At 73.2% G+C, this 15,790-nt stretch carries 16 protein-coding genes and 1 tRNA gene; 7 read left to right on the top strand and 10 right to left on the bottom strand.

Annotated elements, in window-relative coordinates; all coding sequences use genetic code 11:
• Window positions 1–259: mycothiol transferase (locus ACS04_RS37155; RefSeq protein WP_158977792.1), on the bottom strand; the 259-nt coding region annotated here is incomplete at its 3' end.
• Window positions 260–269: 10 nt separating this feature from the next.
• Entirely contained in the window at window positions 270–863 is a 594-nt protein-coding gene (locus ACS04_RS33950) for a TMEM165/GDT1 family protein (protein WP_048480696.1), read from the bottom strand.
• Window positions 864–1,436: 573 nt separating this feature from the next.
• Between ACS04_RS33950 and ACS04_RS33945 the strand changes: the two genes are divergently transcribed.
• The 3 genes from ACS04_RS33945 to ACS04_RS33935 all read left to right on the top strand — a co-directional run bounded on the left by ACS04_RS33945 (window position 1,437) and on the right by ACS04_RS33935 (window position 4,686).
• Entirely contained in the window at window positions 1,437–2,081 is a 645-nt protein-coding gene (locus tag ACS04_RS33945) for an HNH endonuclease family protein (protein WP_048480727.1), read from the top strand.
• A gap of 116 nt (window positions 2,082–2,197) precedes the next feature.
• On the top strand, window positions 2,198–3,904 hold the full coding sequence (locus tag ACS04_RS33940) for an alkaline phosphatase D family protein (RefSeq protein ID WP_048480695.1): 1,707 nt from the start codon (window positions 2,198–2,200) through the stop codon (window positions 3,902–3,904).
• A 146-nt stretch (window positions 3,905–4,050) separates the two neighbouring features.
• On the top strand, window positions 4,051–4,686 hold the full coding sequence (locus tag ACS04_RS33935; RefSeq protein ID WP_078865632.1) for a DedA family protein: 636 nt from the start codon (window positions 4,051–4,053) through the stop codon (window positions 4,684–4,686).
• Window positions 4,687–5,071: 385 nt separating this feature from the next.
• Here ACS04_RS33935 and ACS04_RS33930 read toward each other — a convergent pair whose 3' ends face one another.
• The 3 genes from ACS04_RS33930 to ACS04_RS33920 form a co-directional block, all read right to left on the bottom strand.
• Window positions 5,072–5,308 carry a DUF2277 domain-containing protein gene (locus tag ACS04_RS33930; RefSeq protein ID WP_048480694.1) on the bottom strand — a complete coding sequence of 79 codons (237 nt, stop codon included), beginning with the start codon at window positions 5,306–5,308 and terminating at the stop codon, window positions 5,072–5,074.
• A 15-nt stretch (window positions 5,309–5,323) separates the two neighbouring features.
• Window positions 5,324–5,956, bottom strand: a complete 633-nt coding sequence (locus ACS04_RS33925) for a TRADD-N-associated membrane domain-containing protein (protein WP_078865631.1) — start codon at window positions 5,954–5,956, stop codon at window positions 5,324–5,326.
• Window positions 5,957–6,104: 148 nt separating this feature from the next.
• Window positions 6,105–6,176: transfer RNA gene (locus tag ACS04_RS33920), tRNA-Val, on the bottom strand.
• Between the two features lie 105 nt (window positions 6,177–6,281).
• Between ACS04_RS33920 and ACS04_RS33915 the strand changes: the two genes are divergently transcribed.
• The 3 genes from ACS04_RS33915 to ACS04_RS33905 all read left to right on the top strand — a co-directional run bounded on the left by ACS04_RS33915 (window position 6,282) and on the right by ACS04_RS33905 (window position 8,689).
• Window positions 6,282–7,526 carry a hypothetical protein gene (locus ACS04_RS33915; RefSeq protein WP_245236686.1) on the top strand — a complete coding sequence of 415 codons (1,245 nt, stop codon included), beginning with the start codon at window positions 6,282–6,284 and terminating at the stop codon, window positions 7,524–7,526.
• 107 nt (window positions 7,527–7,633) lie between these two features.
• Window positions 7,634–8,377 carry a DUF4383 domain-containing protein gene (locus tag ACS04_RS33910; RefSeq protein ID WP_078865629.1) on the top strand — a complete coding sequence of 248 codons (744 nt, stop codon included), beginning with the start codon at window positions 7,634–7,636 and terminating at the stop codon, window positions 8,375–8,377.
• Window positions 8,378–8,485: 108 nt separating this feature from the next.
• The gene (locus ACS04_RS33905) at window positions 8,486–8,689 is read left to right on the top strand and encodes an FmdB family zinc ribbon protein (protein WP_030160452.1); all 204 of its coding nucleotides are present in this window, start codon (window positions 8,486–8,488) and stop codon (window positions 8,687–8,689) included.
• On the opposite strand, the gene ACS04_RS33900 is transcribed toward ACS04_RS33905, so the two are convergent.
• Genes ACS04_RS33900 through ACS04_RS33885 form a run of 4 tightly spaced genes read right to left on the bottom strand, consistent with a single transcriptional unit; the run spans window position 8,686 to window position 13,953 of the window.
• A complete protein-coding gene (locus ACS04_RS33900) occupies window positions 8,686–9,357 on the bottom strand; it encodes an O-methyltransferase (RefSeq protein ID WP_048480693.1) in 672 nt (223 codons plus the stop codon). The two genes, ACS04_RS33905 and ACS04_RS33900, sit on opposite strands and share 4 nt — an antisense overlap.
• 53 nt (window positions 9,358–9,410) lie before the next feature.
• Entirely contained in the window at window positions 9,411–10,235 is an 825-nt protein-coding gene (locus tag ACS04_RS33895; protein WP_048480692.1) for an HAD family hydrolase, read from the bottom strand.
• Window positions 10,232–12,790, bottom strand: coding sequence for a phosphoribosyltransferase (locus ACS04_RS33890; RefSeq protein ID WP_245236685.1), 2,559 nt, complete (start codon window positions 12,788–12,790; stop codon window positions 10,232–10,234). The genes ACS04_RS33895 and ACS04_RS33890 overlap by 4 nt, the downstream gene beginning before the upstream one ends.
• The gene (locus ACS04_RS33885) at window positions 12,787–13,953 is read right to left on the bottom strand and encodes an HpcH/HpaI aldolase/citrate lyase family protein (protein WP_048480691.1); all 1,167 of its coding nucleotides are present in this window, start codon (window positions 13,951–13,953) and stop codon (window positions 12,787–12,789) included. The genes ACS04_RS33890 and ACS04_RS33885 overlap by 4 nt, the downstream gene beginning before the upstream one ends.
• Before the next feature lie 193 nt (window positions 13,954–14,146).
• Between ACS04_RS33885 and ACS04_RS33880 the strand changes: the two genes are divergently transcribed.
• Complete coding sequence (locus ACS04_RS33880; RefSeq protein WP_048480721.1) at window positions 14,147–14,944, top strand: TerD family protein; 798 nt, start codon at window positions 14,147–14,149, stop codon at window positions 14,942–14,944.
• 37 nt (window positions 14,945–14,981) lie between these two features.
• On the opposite strand, the gene ACS04_RS33875 is transcribed toward ACS04_RS33880, so the two are convergent.
• On the bottom strand, window positions 14,982–15,734 hold the full coding sequence (locus ACS04_RS33875; protein WP_048480690.1) for a TerD family protein: 753 nt from the start codon (window positions 15,732–15,734) through the stop codon (window positions 14,982–14,984).
• Window positions 15,735–15,790 lie beyond the last annotated feature (56 nt).

Here is a 15,790-nt window from a genome sequence, read left to right as displayed (position 1 = left end):
CCGGCCCACGCGTCCGCGACCGCCGCCGGGTCGGCCACCGCCCCCGTGAAATCCGCCTCGGATCCGCCGCCGTCCGATAGTGGCGTCGTGCGTCCTCACCTGCCGTCACGTGGCGGAACCAGCACTGCTCCACCCCCGCCAGGTGCCGCACGAGCCCCAGCAGGGACAGGTTCGACGACTCCGCCCGCCGGCAAGCGGGATTCGCCAGTCGGCGGTCAACCCTCGCCGACCGGCGACCAACCGGCGACCAGCCGGCCATCAGCCGGCCGTCAGCCGGCGATCGCCTCGTACAGCGAGAACGCGGCCAGCGCCGCCATGACACACGCGGCGACCTTCGTGATCAGACGCAGCGGCACGTACTTCATCAGGGTCTTGCCACCCAGGATCCCGATGCCCGCGACCGCCCACAGCGCGAGGACGGCGCCGAGGCCGACCGAGAGGGGGTTGTCGTACCGCGCGGCGAGGTTCGCGGTCATGATCTGGGTCAGGTCACCGAACTCGGCGACCAGGATCAGCATGAATCCGGCCCCCGAGACCTTCCAGAAGGACTGATCGGCAGGCGCCTTGACCTCCTCGTCCCCGTCGCTCTTCTTCAGGAGCAGCATGGCCGCGCCCGCGAGGAAGAGGACGCCGACGAAGGCCTGGACGAGCCGGTGCGGGAGGAGGGTGAGCACGCTGCCCGCGGCGATGGCGAGTGCGACGTGTACGGCGAAGGCGGCGGCGACTCCGGCGAAGACGTACGAAGCGCGGTAGCGGGTGCCGAGCATCAGTCCGGCGAGGGCCGTCTTGTCGGGGAGCTCCGCGAGGAAGACGACTCCGAAGGCGATCGCCGTGACGGTGATGCTGAAGGTACTGCTGAACACGGGGCGGAACCTCTATCGGTCGGGCAGGACGCCTTCGATACCGAGAGACCGGGGTGTTTCAGGGGTCGCTTCGGCTCGGCGGCGCCCTGACTGCGTCCCTGCACCCGATGTGGACGGGTGCAGATGAACTAGGACAGGACACTGCGGCCGAAGGTCTCGCTGGCCGACCGCTGAACGCGGCCTGCCTCCGGGCGCCGGCTGGGGTGACCCAGCAGTATGTCGACGGTCCGGCAAAGAGCTACTCCCCTTCTGCACTCCACAGAATACGCGACGCTCACGACGGCTCGAAATGGGCCATTGGTCCCGCCGCCGACCCCACGGACTCCCTCGCCGGCTCCACCGCCGACCTCGCACCTGACCCCACCACCGGCTCCCCCACCCCCCGGAACCACAACCTCCGCTTATCTCGCGGCAGTTGACCGTCCCGCACGTGACATGCTCATGTCGCAAGCCTGTAACCTTGCGCCCGCCGCCACGCAATCTGGCGCCGCCACCATGGCCGCGCCCCTTCGGGGCCGACCGGCCACAATCCCCCCGCATTCAGGGAGCCCCCTCATGGCCCTCAAGACCCTCATATCCGGTGTCTACGCGCGTCGAGCCGGCGTGCTCGCGTCAGCAGCCACACTCGCCGCGCTCACGTCCCTCGTGAACGCGCCCGTCGCCCAGGCCGCCCCGCCCGCCCCCATCAGCGCCGCGGCCGCCCGCTCCTACCTCGCCACGGTCACGCCGAAGGCGGAGGGTTCCCTCAGCGGATACAGCCGCAGCCTGTTCCCGCACTGGAGCACCGTCTCCGGCGCCTGCAACACCCGCGAGACCGTCCTGAAGCGCGACGGCGTCGGCGTCGTCACCGACTCGGCCTGCGCGGCCGTGAGCGGGAGCTGGTACTCCGAGTACGACGGCGCCACCTGGACCGACGCCGCCGACCTCGACATCGACCACGTCGTCCCGCTCGCCGAGGCCTGGCGCTCCGGGGCCGCCTCCTGGACCACCGCCCAGCGCCAGCAGTTCGCCAACGACCTCACCCGCCCGCAGCTCATCGCGGTCACCGACAACGTCAACCAGGCCAAGGGCGACCAGGACCCGGGCAAGTGGCTGCCGTCGCGGACCGCCTACCGCTGCACGTACGCCCGGATGTGGGTCAACGTGAAGCAGTACTGGGGCCTGAGCATGGACTCCGGCGAGAAGTCGGCCCTGGTGGGCGTCCTCAACGGCTGCTGACGGCCGCCCCCTCCCCCGCCCGGCCTTTCACCCGGCCTCTCCCCCGCCAGGGGGAGGCCACACCCCCCTTTCCCGTCGTACCGTGATCGAAGGGGCTACGGAGGAGGGGGAGTTGCATGGCCGGGTTGCGTCTGGGGCCACTGCTTCGCTACGTCGACTGGGACACGGGCGGTTCGGCCACGATATGGGTCGAGGCCGATCGCCCGTGCACGGCCGAGGTGCGGTGCGCCGGCGGGGCCGGCGGCAGCGTGCGCACCTTCCAGATCGCCGGGCACCACTACGCGCTGGTGCCGGTGACCGGCCTGACCCCGGGGAGCACCACGGCGTACGAGGTGCTGCTCGACGGGGTGCGCGTCTGGCCGCTGCCGGGCACGGCCTTTCCTCCGAGCACGATCACCACGCCCGCCGTCGCCGCGGCCGGGCAGCCGGGTCCGGGGCTGCGGCTGACGTTCGGGTCGTGCCGGCAGGCCGCGCCGCCGGCGGGCCGGCACGGGCCCCACGGCCCGGATGCCCTCGACACGCTCGCGGCGCGGCTGGCCGCGGATCCGGATCAGGTGCGGCCGGACGTGCTCCTTCTGCTGGGCGACCAGGTGTATGCGGACCAGCTGTCGCAGGAGACCAGGCAGTGGCTCGCGGCGCGCCGGGATCTGCGGGAGGCTCCCGGCGCCCAGGTTGCGGACTACGAGGAGTACACGCGGTTGTATGACGAGTCCTGGCTCGACCCGGAGATCCGGTGGCTGTTGTCGACCGTTCCCAGCCTGCAGATATTCGACGACCACGACCTCGTGGACGACTGGAACACGAGCGCGGCGTGGCTGGCGGAGATGCGGGCGACGCCTTGGTGGCCGGAGCGGGTGCTGAGCGGGCTGATGTCGTACTGGGTGTACCAGCACCTGGGCAACCTCTCCCCGGCCGAGCTCGCCGCCGACCCGCTGTACGAGGCCGTGCGCGCGACCCCGGACGGTACGGACGCACTGCGGGCCTTCGCCGCCGCGGCCGATGCCGATCCGGGCTCGGTGCGCTGGAGCTACCGGCGGGACTTCGGCCGGTCGCGGCTGCTGATGGTGGACACGCGGGCGGCCCGGGTGCTGGCCGAGGACGGGCGGGCGATGCTCGACCCCGCGGAGCAGCAGTGGCTGCGCGACAACGCCCTGGCCGGGCACGGTAGTTACGACCACCTCCTGATCGGGTCGTCGCTGCCGTGGCTGATGCCGCCGCTGATCCATGACGCGGAGACGTGGAACGCGGCGCTCTGCCGCGGCGAGCGGGGGCCCCGGTGGGCGCGGATCGGGGAGGATCTGCGGCGGCGCAGCGATCTGGAGCACTGGGCGGCGTTCCCCGCCTCGTTCGCGGCGTTGAGCGATCTGATCGAGGAGGTGGGGACGGGGCCGCGGGCGCCGGCGACCGTGTGCGTGCTGTCCGGAGATGTCCATCACGCGTATGTGGCCGAGCCTCGAATACCCAGTACGGCGCGGGTGTTCCAGTTGACGTGCTCACCGGTGCACAACTCGATCCACGCGGTGGTGAAGTGGGGCTTCCGGCTGGGCTGGTCGCGGACGGGCCGGTGGCTGGGGCGCGGGTTCTCGCGGCACGGGCGGACGGGCAGGCCGCCGCTGAGCTGGCGGCGTACGGGCGGCCCGTGGTTCGGGAACCAGCTCATGACTCTGGCGCTGGCGGGGCGTTCGGCCCGGCTCCGGCTGGACCAGGCGCACCGGGGCCGGAGGGGCGAGAAGACCGCCCGCCTGGTGACGGTGCTGGACCGGGAGCTGACACCTGCGGTGGGGCCGGTCGGCGGCGCGCAGGGGGCCGGCGGCGCGAGCTGACACACTGTGCACCCGGGCAGCCCCCGGGCATACGGCGCACCAACGCCAGGCGTACGCTGTATGGCTGTCAAGCCGCCCCTGCCGCTCCCCCGCGACGTCGCGGCGCTTCATGCCGCAGTACGTCAACCGGACCGGGGAGTCCCGCCTTGTTTGAGACTCTGGGGTCGCTGACCGCGAGCCCGTGGATCTACGTCGTGGTGGCGGTGTCCGTCGTGCTCGACGTCTTCCTCCCGGTGCTGCCGAGCGGGGTTCTGGTGATCACCGCCGCTGCGGCGGCAGCGGCCGCCGGGGCGGCGGGTCCGGTGCCCGTGGCGGTTCCGGCGCAGGTGCCGGACATCCTCGCGCTGCTGGTGATCGCCACGACCTCGTCGGTCCTGGGTGACATGGCCGCGTTCCGGCTGGCCCAGCGCGGCGGGGCCCGGCTGGACCGTGCGATCGCCCGGTCCCGTCGGCTGACCCGCGCCCACGAGCGCCTGGGCACGGCCCTGGCCCGTGGCGGCGGCGCCCTGGTGGTGATCGCCCGCTTCGCCCCCGCCGGCCGCTCCGTGGTGTCCCTGGGCGCGGGCAAGACCCACCGCAAGGTCACGGAGTTCCTGCCCTGGTCGGTACTGGCGGGCATGGCCTGGGCGGGGTACAGCGTGGCCCTGGGGTACTTCGGCACCCAGTGGCTCGGCGCCCCCTGGCTCGGCACCGCGGTCTCCGTGATGGCCCTCTTCGCCGCGGGCGCCCTGGCGGTCTTCGTCATCCGCCGCCCCGCCCCCGCGACGGCCCCGGCGGCGTAGCGGCGCTCCGCCCGTCCCCGGGCGGAGCAGCGGCTCACCCGTTCACCCGGCCCCGATCGCCGCCCCGGGCCCGGCTCCTAGCGTCCACTGCACGGCGCGCGACCGAATCCACGTCGAAGCCACCAACCTCTTCGGCGGCGCCACCGTCTTCGGCAACGCCAACTCCGGGACGTACACCGTCACCTTCGAATGCGGCGGCTCCGGCGGCCGGCGCGTCACCCTCCCTCCAAGTGACCTCCGGCGCGGCCCGCGGCGGGCTGGGAGGCAGCATGAGTGCGACGGGCACCGGCCGGATCGCCCTGGGCGCCACGCTGGCCGCGGGCGCCCTGGGCACCGGCATCCGGGTCCTGCGGCGCCGCTCCCGCCTCACCTGATTCGCAGGCGGCTAGACGGTCGCGGTCGAGGTCACGGCGGCGCCCCTGACCTGCAAACCGTCCAGCAGGTCCCGCGTCGCCTCGGCGATCGCCTCCACGGCGGCGTCGAAAACCTCCTGGTTGTGCGCGGCGGGCGCCCGGAACCCGGACACCTTCCGTACGTACTGCAGCGCGGCGGCGCGAATCTCCTCCTCCGTGGCCTTCTCGGGGAGGGCGGGCGGGCGCAGGGTCTTAATGGAACGGCACATACACCCACTATCCCGCTACTCGGGCAGCTCGGCGCCGGACAGTTTCATGATCAGCCCCGCCTGCAGCCGCGCCCGCAGCACCGGGTCCGCGACCTCCTCCAGCAGCTCGACGGCCTGCTGCATCGCCGCGGCGGCCCGCCGGTCCTCGCGCAGGGAGGCCGTCTGGCCGGCCATGTGCCGGAGCGCGACATCGGCGCGCCGGTGGAACAGCTGCCCGACGAGCGTGATGACCAGGCCCACCGAGCTCGTGACCACCCCGAGGTACAGCTCTCCGCTGCTCTCCGCCTTCCACACGGCGAGCGCCACGCCGAGCAGCAGGATGGCGGCCCCCACCCCCGCGAACCGCTGGCTGGTGACGAAGCTGCTGCGCGCCTGCGTCAGCCCGTACGCGTAGTACTCGACGAGCACGGACGTGAACTCGGCGTCGCCGTGCCCGTCCCGCCGCCCCGCCGGCAGCCCCCCGACGTCGGCGTACTTCGGCTCCGCCTCGACGGCCGCGGGCTCGGCCACCCCCGCCAGCAGCCGCGCCCGCTCGGCATCCCGCCGCCGCTCGAACCCTTCCCGGGCCGCCCGGTCCAGCAGCACGTACGCCACGCCGCAGCCCACGACGGCCAGCAGCGCGGCACCCCCCACCACCCACTCACCCATCCCCCGACGATCCCACGCCCCCTCGACACCCCGTCAACCCTCCACCCCCGACGAACACGGCACCCACCAACGCCAGTTACGCCGCCCCGCCCCCGCCGGGAACGCCGAAGGCCCCCGACCGCAAAACGGTCGGGGGCCTTCGTACCGGTGGGCGCGGACGGTTTCGAACCGCCGACATCTGCTTTGTAAGAGCAGCGCTCTACCCCTGAGCTACGCACCCGTGGATGAGTGGACAGCCTACATGGCAGGCGCACCCCCGACGCAAACCCGTATCCGTGGGAGAGAATGGACCGGGGCATGGCGGAGGCGGTACGGGAGAGGGATTGTGACGACGGCATCCCGGCGGTGGTTCGGCGGGCGGGACGAGAGTCGGCGGGCGGACGCGCAGGCGGCGAAGGATGCCGCCGCGGCCGCGTTCTACGAGCTGGACACCGCGCAGCGGGACCTGCGGATCTCCTTGGAGACCATTGCGGCCGCCGACGGGTCGCCCGCGGCCCGGCAGGCCGGGGAGGGGTTCGCCGCGCTCGGGCAGCGCATCGACCAGGTCAGCCACGTGTACATCGAGGCCGTGGACGCCCATGACCTCGATCGCGTCGACCTCGAGGGGTCCGTCGCCGCGCGGGCGCGGGAGCAGCTGACGCGGGCGCGCGACGAGCTCGTACGGGTCAAGGGCGAGCTGGACCGGTTCGCGCAGGGGCTGCAGCCGCTGCTGGACAAGGCCGAGACGCAGTTGGCGCGGGTGGCGCCCGCGCGGGAGCGGGCCCGGGCCGCGCTGCTCGCCGCGAGCACGGCGCTGGACGACGTACGCGGCAAGGGGATGCGGGCCGACGAGTTCGCGGCGCGCCTCGCCGCGCTCGGGCCCGAGCTGACCCTGCTGAACCAGGGCGCCGCGCAGCACGGCGTACAGGAGACCGTCCAGCGCGCGGACCGGATCCTGCGGGACGCGGAGGCCATACGGGCCGAGGTGGCGCGGCTCCCCGAGCGGGCCGCGGAGATCGACCGGCGTCTGGTGAGCCTGCGGACCCGGGCGCAGGCCCTGCGCAACCGGGCGGACCGGGTGGATCCGGTCCTGAGCGAGCTGCGCCGGCGGTTCAGTGCCGCGTGCTGGCAGGACCTCCAGCACGTGCCGGAGCAGGCCGCACGGGACGTGGCGCGCGCCGAGGACCAGCTGAGGGAGGCCGCGCGGGCCCGTGAGGAGCAGCGCTGGGCGGATGTCGCGGCGCTGATCGAGTCGGTCCGCGGTGCGCTGGACGCCACCGACGAGGCGGTGTCGGCGGCGCAGGAGCGGCTGTCGCGGCTGGAGGCGGTGGCACGGGACCCGCAGGCGGAGGTGCAGCGGACCCGGTTCGCGATCCGGGACGCGCAGCGGCTGGCGATGGAGGGCCGCAGCGTGCCCGACCCGCGGCACGCACGGCCGCTGGACGAGTCGGTGGCCCGGATGGAGCGTGCGCTCGCCGCGCTGGAGGAGCGCCATCCCGACTACTGGCACTTTCTCCAGGAGATGGAGCAGGTGCGGCGGGACGTGGCCCGGGTCGTCTCCGACATCCGCGGCGGGCGGGGCACCGGCTGAGCCCGCGCCCGGCGGCGCGCCAGGGCGTGGGGCGCTGCGGCCGGGGCGCGCGTTTGTCGCGGCGGGTCCCGGGGCGGATGCTGGAGGGGTTGGAAGAGGAGGGCGTGATGGCTGCCCATGTTTCGAACACCTCGCGTGCGCCCGGCGCACCCCGCACGACCGCACCCCGAACGACCGCACCCCCCGTGAGCGCGCCGCACGCGGCCTACGGGTGCCACGAGGCGCACGACCACTACGCCCCGTACGTGTCCCACGGCCCGATCGAGCTGCCCGCACCGCACGTGCCGTACCTGGTGCGCCGCGTCGCGCGCCCCGTCAACACGCGGCTCGACGAGCACCTGCCCACCGACCACAAGCTCAGCCAGGTGTACCGGGTGGGCGCGGGCCTGATGGGGCTGCTGCTGGTCGTCTTCGGGGTCCTGGGGCTGATCGACCGGATCGGGTTCTTCGACACCGGCGGCGCCACGGTGCTCGCGCTGAACACCAACGGCGCGCTGAGCGTGCTGTCGATCTGCATCGGGCTGCTTCTCTTCGCCGGGATGGTGATCGGCGGGAACTTCGCCTCCACCCTCAACATCGTGCTCGGGATCGCCTTCATCATCAGCGGGTTCGTGAACCTGGCCCTGCTGGACACCGGCCTGAACTTCCTGGCCTTCAAGATCCAGAACGTGCTGTTCAGCTTCGTCGTCGGCGTGATGCTGATGTGGTTCGGGATGTACGGGCGGGTGGGCAGCGCCCTGCCGCACGACAACCCGTACTGGCGGGCGCGCAATCCCGAGCAGGCCGCCCGCGAGGACCGGGCCGCACGGGCCGCCGCACGGGCCGCCGCCCGGGTCGGCCACGGCGTCTGAGCCGTCTTCCCGGCGTCCCGGCGTCCCGACGCCCGGCTCCTCGGATTGCCCTCGTCCCTTCCCGTCTTCCCGGCTTCCCGTCCTTCCCCCTGTCGGTAGCCTGGGGCCATGCCCCGTTACGAATTCCGCTGCCGCACCTGCGAAGACACCTTCGAGGTCAGCCGGCCCATGGCCGAGTCCTCCGCTCCCGCCGACTGCCCGGCCGGCCACGCCGACACCGTGAAGCTGCTCTCCGCCGTCGCCGTGGGCGGGACCAGCAGCGCCCCCGCCCCGTCCGGCGGGGGCTGCTGCGGTGGTGGCGGCTGCTGCTAGCTCGTCGGGGTGCGCTTGCGCGACAGGGTCAGGCCGTCCGAGATCGCCAGCAGGACCGACTCCATGCGGGTGTCCGCCGCGACGTGCTCGTTGTAGGCGCGGACTCCCGCCGCGGCGCCCGTGGCGGCCTCGTCCAGGACGGAGCCGTGGAACAGGGTGTTGTCCGTGACGATCAGCCCGCCCGGGCGCAGCCGCGGAACGAGCTCCTCCCAGTACGCGATCTGGCTCTCCTTGTCGGCGTCCACGTAGGCCATGTCGACGTGCGGCTCCCGCGGCATGGCGCGCAGCGTGTCCAGCGCCGGGGCGATCCGCAGGTCGATGCGGTCGGCGACGCCCGCCGCCTCCCAGGCCTCGCGCCCGTACGCCGTCCACTCCCGCGAGACGTCGCAGGCGACGATCAGGCCGTCCGCCGGCAGCGCCTGCGCCATCGACAGGGTCGAGAACCCGGTGAAGGTGCCGACCTCGACGATGTGGCGGGCGCCGGTCAGCCGGACCAGGAAGGCCAGCAGCGGCCCCTGCTCCTCCGCCGACTGCATGCCGGCGACGTCCGGGAACTTCTCGTACGTCTTCGCCACCAGCCCCCGCTGGACCTCGTCCAGCGGGGGGTTGTGGTCGAGCATGTAGCGGTACAGCTCGTCGGTGATCTTTGTGCTGTTGCCCTTGGTCATGCGCCCAGTGTGCCGACTCCGCCCCGATCCGGAAGACGCCCTGAAGACACCCTCTAGCGGCCGGACTCGGCAGCCACCGCCGCCGCGAAGGCCCGTACGATCTCCTCGCCCGCCAGCACGCCCGCCGCGGCCAGGGCCGTGACGTTCGGTGCCGTCCAGGCCGCGTCCGCCAGCTCCCCGTGCCCCGGCCGCCAGGCCGCGTCCGCCGCCAGCAGCAGGTCCGCGTCGAGCAGCGAGTCGCCCGCCGCCAGCGTCGTGGTCGCGCCCGTACGGTCGGCCACCTCGCGCATCGCCGCGCTCTTGGTCAGCGGCCTCGGCACGGCGTAGATCTTGCGGCCCTGGAGGGAGACGGTCCAGCCCCGCGCCTCGGCCCACTCCGTCAGCGCCTTGACCCACTCGTCCGGGACCAGGGCGCGCTCGACGACCAGGTACGTGAACAGGTCCTCCGCGATGCGCGCCTTGCGCAGCCACGCCTCGTCGGCCGTCGCCAGCAGGTGCGCGTGCACCTCCTCCAGCGGAGCGCACTCCTGCGCCAGCCGCGTCGCCACCCGGCGCCGCCAGTCCCGGTCGGCGACCCCGTCCACCAGCAGCTGCCCGCCGTTGGCGCAGATCGCGTACGGAGCCGGCCGCCCGGGGAAGCGGATGCGCTGGTACTGCTTGCGCGTACGGGTCGTCGTCGGGACGAAGACCACCGCGGGATCGGCCGCCAGCCCGGTCAGCAGCGCCGCCGCCGTCTCCGTCATGTACGACAGCGGCTTGCTCTCGTGCACCTCCACGCACAGCAGCCGCGGGGCCACCGGATCGGGCATGGTCAGGCCGAGCGCGGCCGTCGAGTAGATGAGCGTGCGGTCGAGATCACTGGCTACCAGGACAGTCACTTGGAGGTCACGGCCTTTCCGTCGGCGCCGGTCGCGCCGCGCGTGAAGCGGGGGTGGATGAGTCCTACGCAGGTGTAGGGCAGGTCGTCGACCTCTTCGACCGGTACGCCCCGCTGCTCGGCGAGCAGCCGGACGTGGTCCAGGTCGGCGCCGGCGCCGCGCTGCGCGAGGATCTTCCACGGCACGCGGCGCAGCAGCACCCGCGTCGTCTCGCCGACGCCGGGCTTGACCAGGTTCACGTCGTGGATGCCGTACTCCTCGCTGATCCGCTCGACGGCCGCCCAGCCCTCCCAGGTGGGAGTGCGGTCCGCGGCGAGGAGCTCCTTGACCTCGGCGTCGACGGCCTCGGCCACCTCCTCGAAGCGGGCGGCGACGGTGTCGATGAAGCCGGTGGAGACATCGGCTCCGGCGAGTTCGCGGTAGAACTTCGCGCCGTGGAAGTCGGCGGGCCCGACCAGGTCGGACCTGAGGACCGTACGCGAGATCAGCCCGGAAACGGTGGAATTGAGGCAGGCGGAGGGGATCAGGAAGTCCTCCCGGGTGCCGTACGTGGACACGCAGGAACCGGGGTCGGCGAGGACGACGATCTCCGGGTCGAACCCCGGGAACTCGCGAAGGGCCGCCGCCAGCTCCCGCGTGATGGCCCCCTTGCCCGTCCAGCCGTCCACGAAGACGACGTCGGCGGGGTCGTGGTGGGCGGCCAGCCAGCGCAGCGCGTTGGGGTCGATGCCGCGGCCGCGCACGATGGAGACGGCGTAGTGCGGCAGGTCCAGGCCGTGCCGGGCCTGGGCCCAGCGGCGCATCAGGACACCCACGGGGGTGCCGGCGCGGGCCAGTGAGACGAGGACCGGGGAGGGGGACCGTTCGGCCAGGACGGTCTCGGTGACGGTGCCGACGGCCCGGGCCATCCGGGCCGCGGAGGCGGTCAGCGCGCTGCGGTAGAGCTCCTGGTACTGCGGGGACGGCTGGTACTCGACGGGCAGCGACTCGGCGTAGTGCGCGCCGCCCGCCTGGATGGCCTCCTCGCGCTCCTCGGTCGGGGCCTCCAGCGCCACGCCGGAGAGGTCCTGGAGGAGCCAGCCGCAGTCCTGCGGGGCGTACGAGGAGAAGGCCGGTCCGCGCAGCGGCTCGGGCAGGAGCGACGGCTCGGGCATGATCGGCTCCTGCCGGTCGGGGGAGATGTGGGGCCGGTACGAGGGGACCAGCGCGAGCAGGACCCGGCCCGCGTGCGGGGCCAGGCGGGCGAGGAGTCCGTCGGGTGCGTGCAGCGCGGGGGTGTCGCCGTGGCTGTCGACGACGGCGACGACGGTGTCGAAGCCGGCGCCGGCGACGTTGTAGGCGTACCGGTCGCCGGGCCCGTCGGCGGGTGAGTCGTGGGCGGGGAAGACGATCCGGGAGCGGATGGCGTAGCCGGGGTCGTCGACGGCGAGCACCGGGGAGCGCGTGGTGGTGGAGAACCGCACCTCGGCCGCGGCCCCGGACTCCTCCAGGGCCCGCGCGAGGCGCAGCGGGGCGTACATCAGCTCTTCGTTGCCGAGTACGAGGACCCGCCCGGCCCCGGCTCCGATCGCGTCGGCGAGCTGCCGGGCCAGGGCGGGCAGGGCGGCTTCGAGCCGGGCGCGGTGCTCGGGGGTGAACCCGTGCCGGCCGCCGTCCGGGACCCCGGCGGGCCAGTCCAGCTCGACCCGCGCGGCGGAGGCACGGGCCGCGGAGGTACTGGCCGCAGCGGCGGAGGCACGGGCCGCGGAGGTACTGGCCCCAGCCGCGGCGGGAGCCGCAGCCGGGCCGCCCGCGCCCCCGCGTTCGTACTCCTCGACCAGCGCCTGCCCCTTGGCCAGGACCCCCTCGGGCAGGTGCACCGTCCCGGAGGCGAGCGCGATCAGGTCGACGCGCGCGCCGATCTCGGCGGCGAAGGCGGTGAGCCGCTCGCGGTCGGCCGGGGAGCGCATGTCGACGAGGGCGACGACCACGTAGTGGTCGCGGGGGTGACGGGCGTGCAGGTCGCGGATGGTGTTCAGGACCGTGTTGCCGGTGGAGAACTCGTCGTCGACGAGGACCAGCGGGCCGCTCCCGGCCAGCAGCTCCGGGTCCTGCGGCAGCAGCAGGTGCGAGGTGGCGTGCGAGTGGGCCTCCTCGAACCCGCCGGCCGGCTCGACACCGGGCACGGGGCGGCGGGTGGAGTGCAGGTAGGGGGCGGCGCCGAGCCCGTCGGCCACGCAGTGCCCGAGCCCGGTCGCCGTCTCCGCGTACCCCAGGACCACCGCCGTGGCGGCGGTCTCCTCGCCCAGCAGGGCCCGCACCCGCTCGCCCAGCCCGTGCCCGGCGGCGTAGACGGCCTGCGGGGACCGCGGGACGTGTTTGCCGAGCACCTGCGAGACCAGCAGGTGGGCGCGTTTCGGATTGCGCCGCAGGGCGAGCCCGAGCAGTTCGTCCAGCCGCGGCGATCCGGGGCCGCCGGCCTCCTCCAGGCGTACGCCCAGCCGCTCGGCCACCCACGTTCCCGACCACACCGCGTCGATCTTCTTGCCTCTCTCCGTGTTCGAGGGCGAGCTCACAGCTGGAGCCCGGCCGTCAGCAGGTCGACGAAGCCGACCTCCTCCTTCGCCACGCCGAAGACCTCGGCGCGCAGCATGGTGCGCTCCGCCCAGGCCCGGTGGGGCTTCACTTCGTTCATCTTGTTCGTGTAGGCGGAACGCATGACTCCGCCGCCGCCGCGCTCGGGGCGCAGGATGTCCTGGGCGTCGCTGAACTCCTCGTGGGAGACGACCGACAGCGCGTGGACGGGCGTGACGTGGGCGGGGTGGATGCAGGTCTTGCCGAGGAGTCCGTTGGCCCGGTCGAGTTCGACCTCGCGCAGGAGCCCGTCGAGGTCGTGCTCGATGAGGGTGGTGCGCAGTTCCTCGACGCCTTCCTGGAGGAAGGGGCTGCGGCGCAGCTGGGGCTTGAAGAGGCGCTGCTGGTGGCGGAAGTACTCCCAGACGGGTCCGGTGACGGTGAAGCCGGTGCCGTCGGCGCGGCTGAGCACGTTCACCACGTCGGCGATGACCCCGGCGACGATCTGCACGTCGTAGGCGGTCATGTCGGGGGTGCGGCGCAGTCCGTAGACCGAGCAGAAGTCGGTGACGCCCAGGCGCAGGGCGAGGACCCGGTCGCGGTACCGGTTCACGGTGCGGGAGATGCCGGCGAGGGCCTCGACGCGGGTTTCGAGGTGGAGGAGGTCGGGGGTCTCCAGGACGGGCATGGCATACAGCGGCTGCCGTCCACCGGCCGCCTCGGCCTGGGCGACGGCGTCGAGGAAGGCGGTTCCGCGACTCTCGGTGAACTTGGGGAGTACGAATCCGGCCAGTCTGCGCGCGGAGCCGCCGAGACGGTGCACGAGGTCGGGTATCTGCTCGGGGGTGCGGACCCGGATGAACAGGAGCGGGAGCTCCCCGCCGTCGGAGTCGAGGGCGGCGAACTGCCGGACCAGGTTCTCCTCGGCGTCGGCGACCTCGGCGTCGCTGATCGAATCCTCCAGGCAGAGGACCATGGAGACGACCCCGCGGGCGGCCTGCTTGTGGACGTCCGCGGCGAGGTGGGGGCGGGTGGCGGGACTGTAGAGGGTGGCTCCGAGGGCGGCGGCGAGAATACGGGCGGGGGAATCGGCGGTGAACTCCGCCGGCTCCTGGTGGAAGAGGTCCTTGCGGACGGTGGGTGATATGTGCCCGAAGTGACGCATGCGCTTCCCTCGTACTGCCTCGGCGCCCCAGTGGCGTGGCCGGTAATAGTACGTACGAACGTGAGTCAAGAGTTCCTCAAGCACATGAAGTTCAGGTAACCCTCTTGCACCATGCCCAGCTCTTTCGTCCGGGACAAGGCTCTGCGGGGGGCCGCGTTGTTCCGTGCCGCCCCGGGAGGGCAGGATGACGGGCATGACGCACGCGATGCAGAAGGGCTCGAACATCCCGGTGACCGCCGTGGCGGTCCGGGCGGTGCTGCGCTGGACCGGCGGCCCCGAGGTGCCGGACGTCGATGCCTCGGCGCTGCTCGTGGGCCCGGACGGGCGCGTGCGCTCGGACGAGGACTTCGTGTTCTACAACCAGCCCCGCCACCCCTCGGGGGCCGTCTGGCGGCTCGGCAAGAAGCAGGTCGGCGAGGGGATCACCGACGCCGTGCAGGCGGACCTGCGGGCGGTGCCCTCGGTGGTGGACCGGGTCCTCGTGGTCGCCTCGGCCGAGGACGTGCCGTTCCAGCAGGTCAGGGACCTGCGGATCCTGCTGTACGACGCCACGGCGACCGGCGCCTCCGAGCCGCTGGCCTTCTTCGACGTGCGCCCCGAGACCGGCGCCGAGACGGCGCTGATCTGCGGGGAGCTGTACCGCCGCGGCGACGGGTGGAAGTTCCGCGCGCTGGGCGAGGGCTATTCGAACGGGCTCGTCGGCCTGGCGACCGACCACGGGATCTCCGTGGACGAGAACGCCGCCGAGGAGGCATCGGGGGCCGCTGCTGCTGCCGCCGGGGCGACCGACGAGCAGACGGCCCTGATGGGCCCGCCGGCCCCGCCGGTCCGGCCCGTCCCGCAGCAGGCGGCGCCGGTGACGCAGGCCCCGCCGGCCGCGCAGCCCGCGTACGGGTACCCCCAGCCGGTCTCCCCGCCCCCGCTGCCGGTCGCGGGCGGCGACCCGGCGTTCCGGCTGCCGGTGCAGGGCCCGCAGTTCATCCGCCGCTGACGCGCGGGCCTCGGCCGGCCGGGGGCGCGGCCCCCGGTCAGGCCTTGGTGCTCTTGTAGCCCCGCCCCCACTGCAGGCCCCATCCGTAGAGCCGGTCCAGCTCGGCCTGGAACCCGTACACGAACTTCACCTCGCGCCGCACGATCAGCTCGCCCCTGACGTGCTCGATGGAGAGCACCGCGCAGGAGCGGGCCTGCGGCTGCCGCTCCTCCAGCGGGATCTCGATCCGCGGCCCGTTCATGGGGTAGAGGGTGATCATGGCGTGCGTCCGGTCGAAGGCCGGGGTCTGGTCGTAGATGTACACGAACACCAGCAGCCGCTTGATCTCGTCGGCGTGGTCGAGGTTGACGAAGACCGTCTCCCCCGACGGCGCCCCGAACCGGTCGTCGCCGCTGAGCTTCACGTACGGCGGGCTGTTGATGTCGCCGTGCAGGTTGCCGAGCGGCTGGACGACTCCCCGGCTCCCGTCGGCCAGCTCGTAGAGGCAGCCGAGGTCGAGGTCGACGTTGACCATGCCCTGGGTGTGCGCCTGCACCATGTCCGGCTTGAACAGCTTGAACGGATGGCGCAGGAACCTGCCGCCCTCGCCGCCGCCCCGGCCCCCTATGTCCGAGCTGCGCATCCGCCAGGACAGGTTGACGCGCAGGTTTCCGTGGACGGCGCCCTGTTTGCTGAGCGACACCGTCGGATGCCGCTTGGTCAGCTCGATCGCCGCCGAGCCGCTGCCCGAGTCGAACTGCAGGGCGCGGCTGCCCCTGATCCCGTCGAAGAAGCCTTCGAAGATTCCCATTCCCCTGTCCCCCCTCATTCTGTGTAGGCGGGGCGGCCTACGCGGACGGGGCGGCC

The sequence above is a fragment of the Streptomyces roseus genome (assembly GCF_001044425.1).
GTDB classification, from domain to species: domain Bacteria; phylum Actinomycetota; class Actinomycetes; order Streptomycetales; family Streptomycetaceae; genus Streptomyces; species Streptomyces roseus.
Note: the sequence above shows the minus strand (reverse complement) of the source record. Positions and strands in the feature narration are given on the sequence as shown.

Excerpts from the sequence above, each read along its gene's own strand:
- ACS04_RS33875 (WP_048480690.1), bottom strand. The coding sequence starts at position 15,734 with ATGGGAATCTTCGAAGGCTTCTTCGACGGGATCAGGGGCAGCCGCGCC.
- ACS04_RS33940 (WP_048480695.1), top strand. The coding sequence starts at position 2,198 with ATGGCCGGGTTGCGTCTGGGGCCACTGCTTCGCTACGTCGACTGGGAC.
- ACS04_RS33905 (WP_030160452.1), top strand. The coding sequence starts at position 8,486 with ATGCCCCGTTACGAATTCCGCTGCCGCACCTGCGAAGACACCTTCGAG.
- ACS04_RS33880 (WP_048480721.1), top strand. The coding sequence starts at position 14,147 with ATGACGCACGCGATGCAGAAGGGCTCGAACATCCCGGTGACCGCCGTG.
- ACS04_RS33900 (WP_048480693.1), bottom strand. The coding sequence starts at position 9,357 with ATGACCAAGGGCAACAGCACAAAGATCACCGACGAGCTGTACCGCTAC.
- ACS04_RS33885 (WP_048480691.1), bottom strand. The coding sequence starts at position 13,953 with ATGCGTCACTTCGGGCACATATCACCCACCGTCCGCAAGGACCTCTTC.
- ACS04_RS33930 (WP_048480694.1), bottom strand. The coding sequence starts at position 5,308 with ATGTGCCGTTCCATTAAGACCCTGCGCCCGCCCGCCCTCCCCGAGAAG.
- ACS04_RS33925 (WP_078865631.1), bottom strand. The coding sequence starts at position 5,956 with ATGGGTGAGTGGGTGGTGGGGGGTGCCGCGCTGCTGGCCGTCGTGGGC.
- ACS04_RS33910 (WP_078865629.1), top strand. The coding sequence starts at position 7,634 with ATGGCTGCCCATGTTTCGAACACCTCGCGTGCGCCCGGCGCACCCCGC.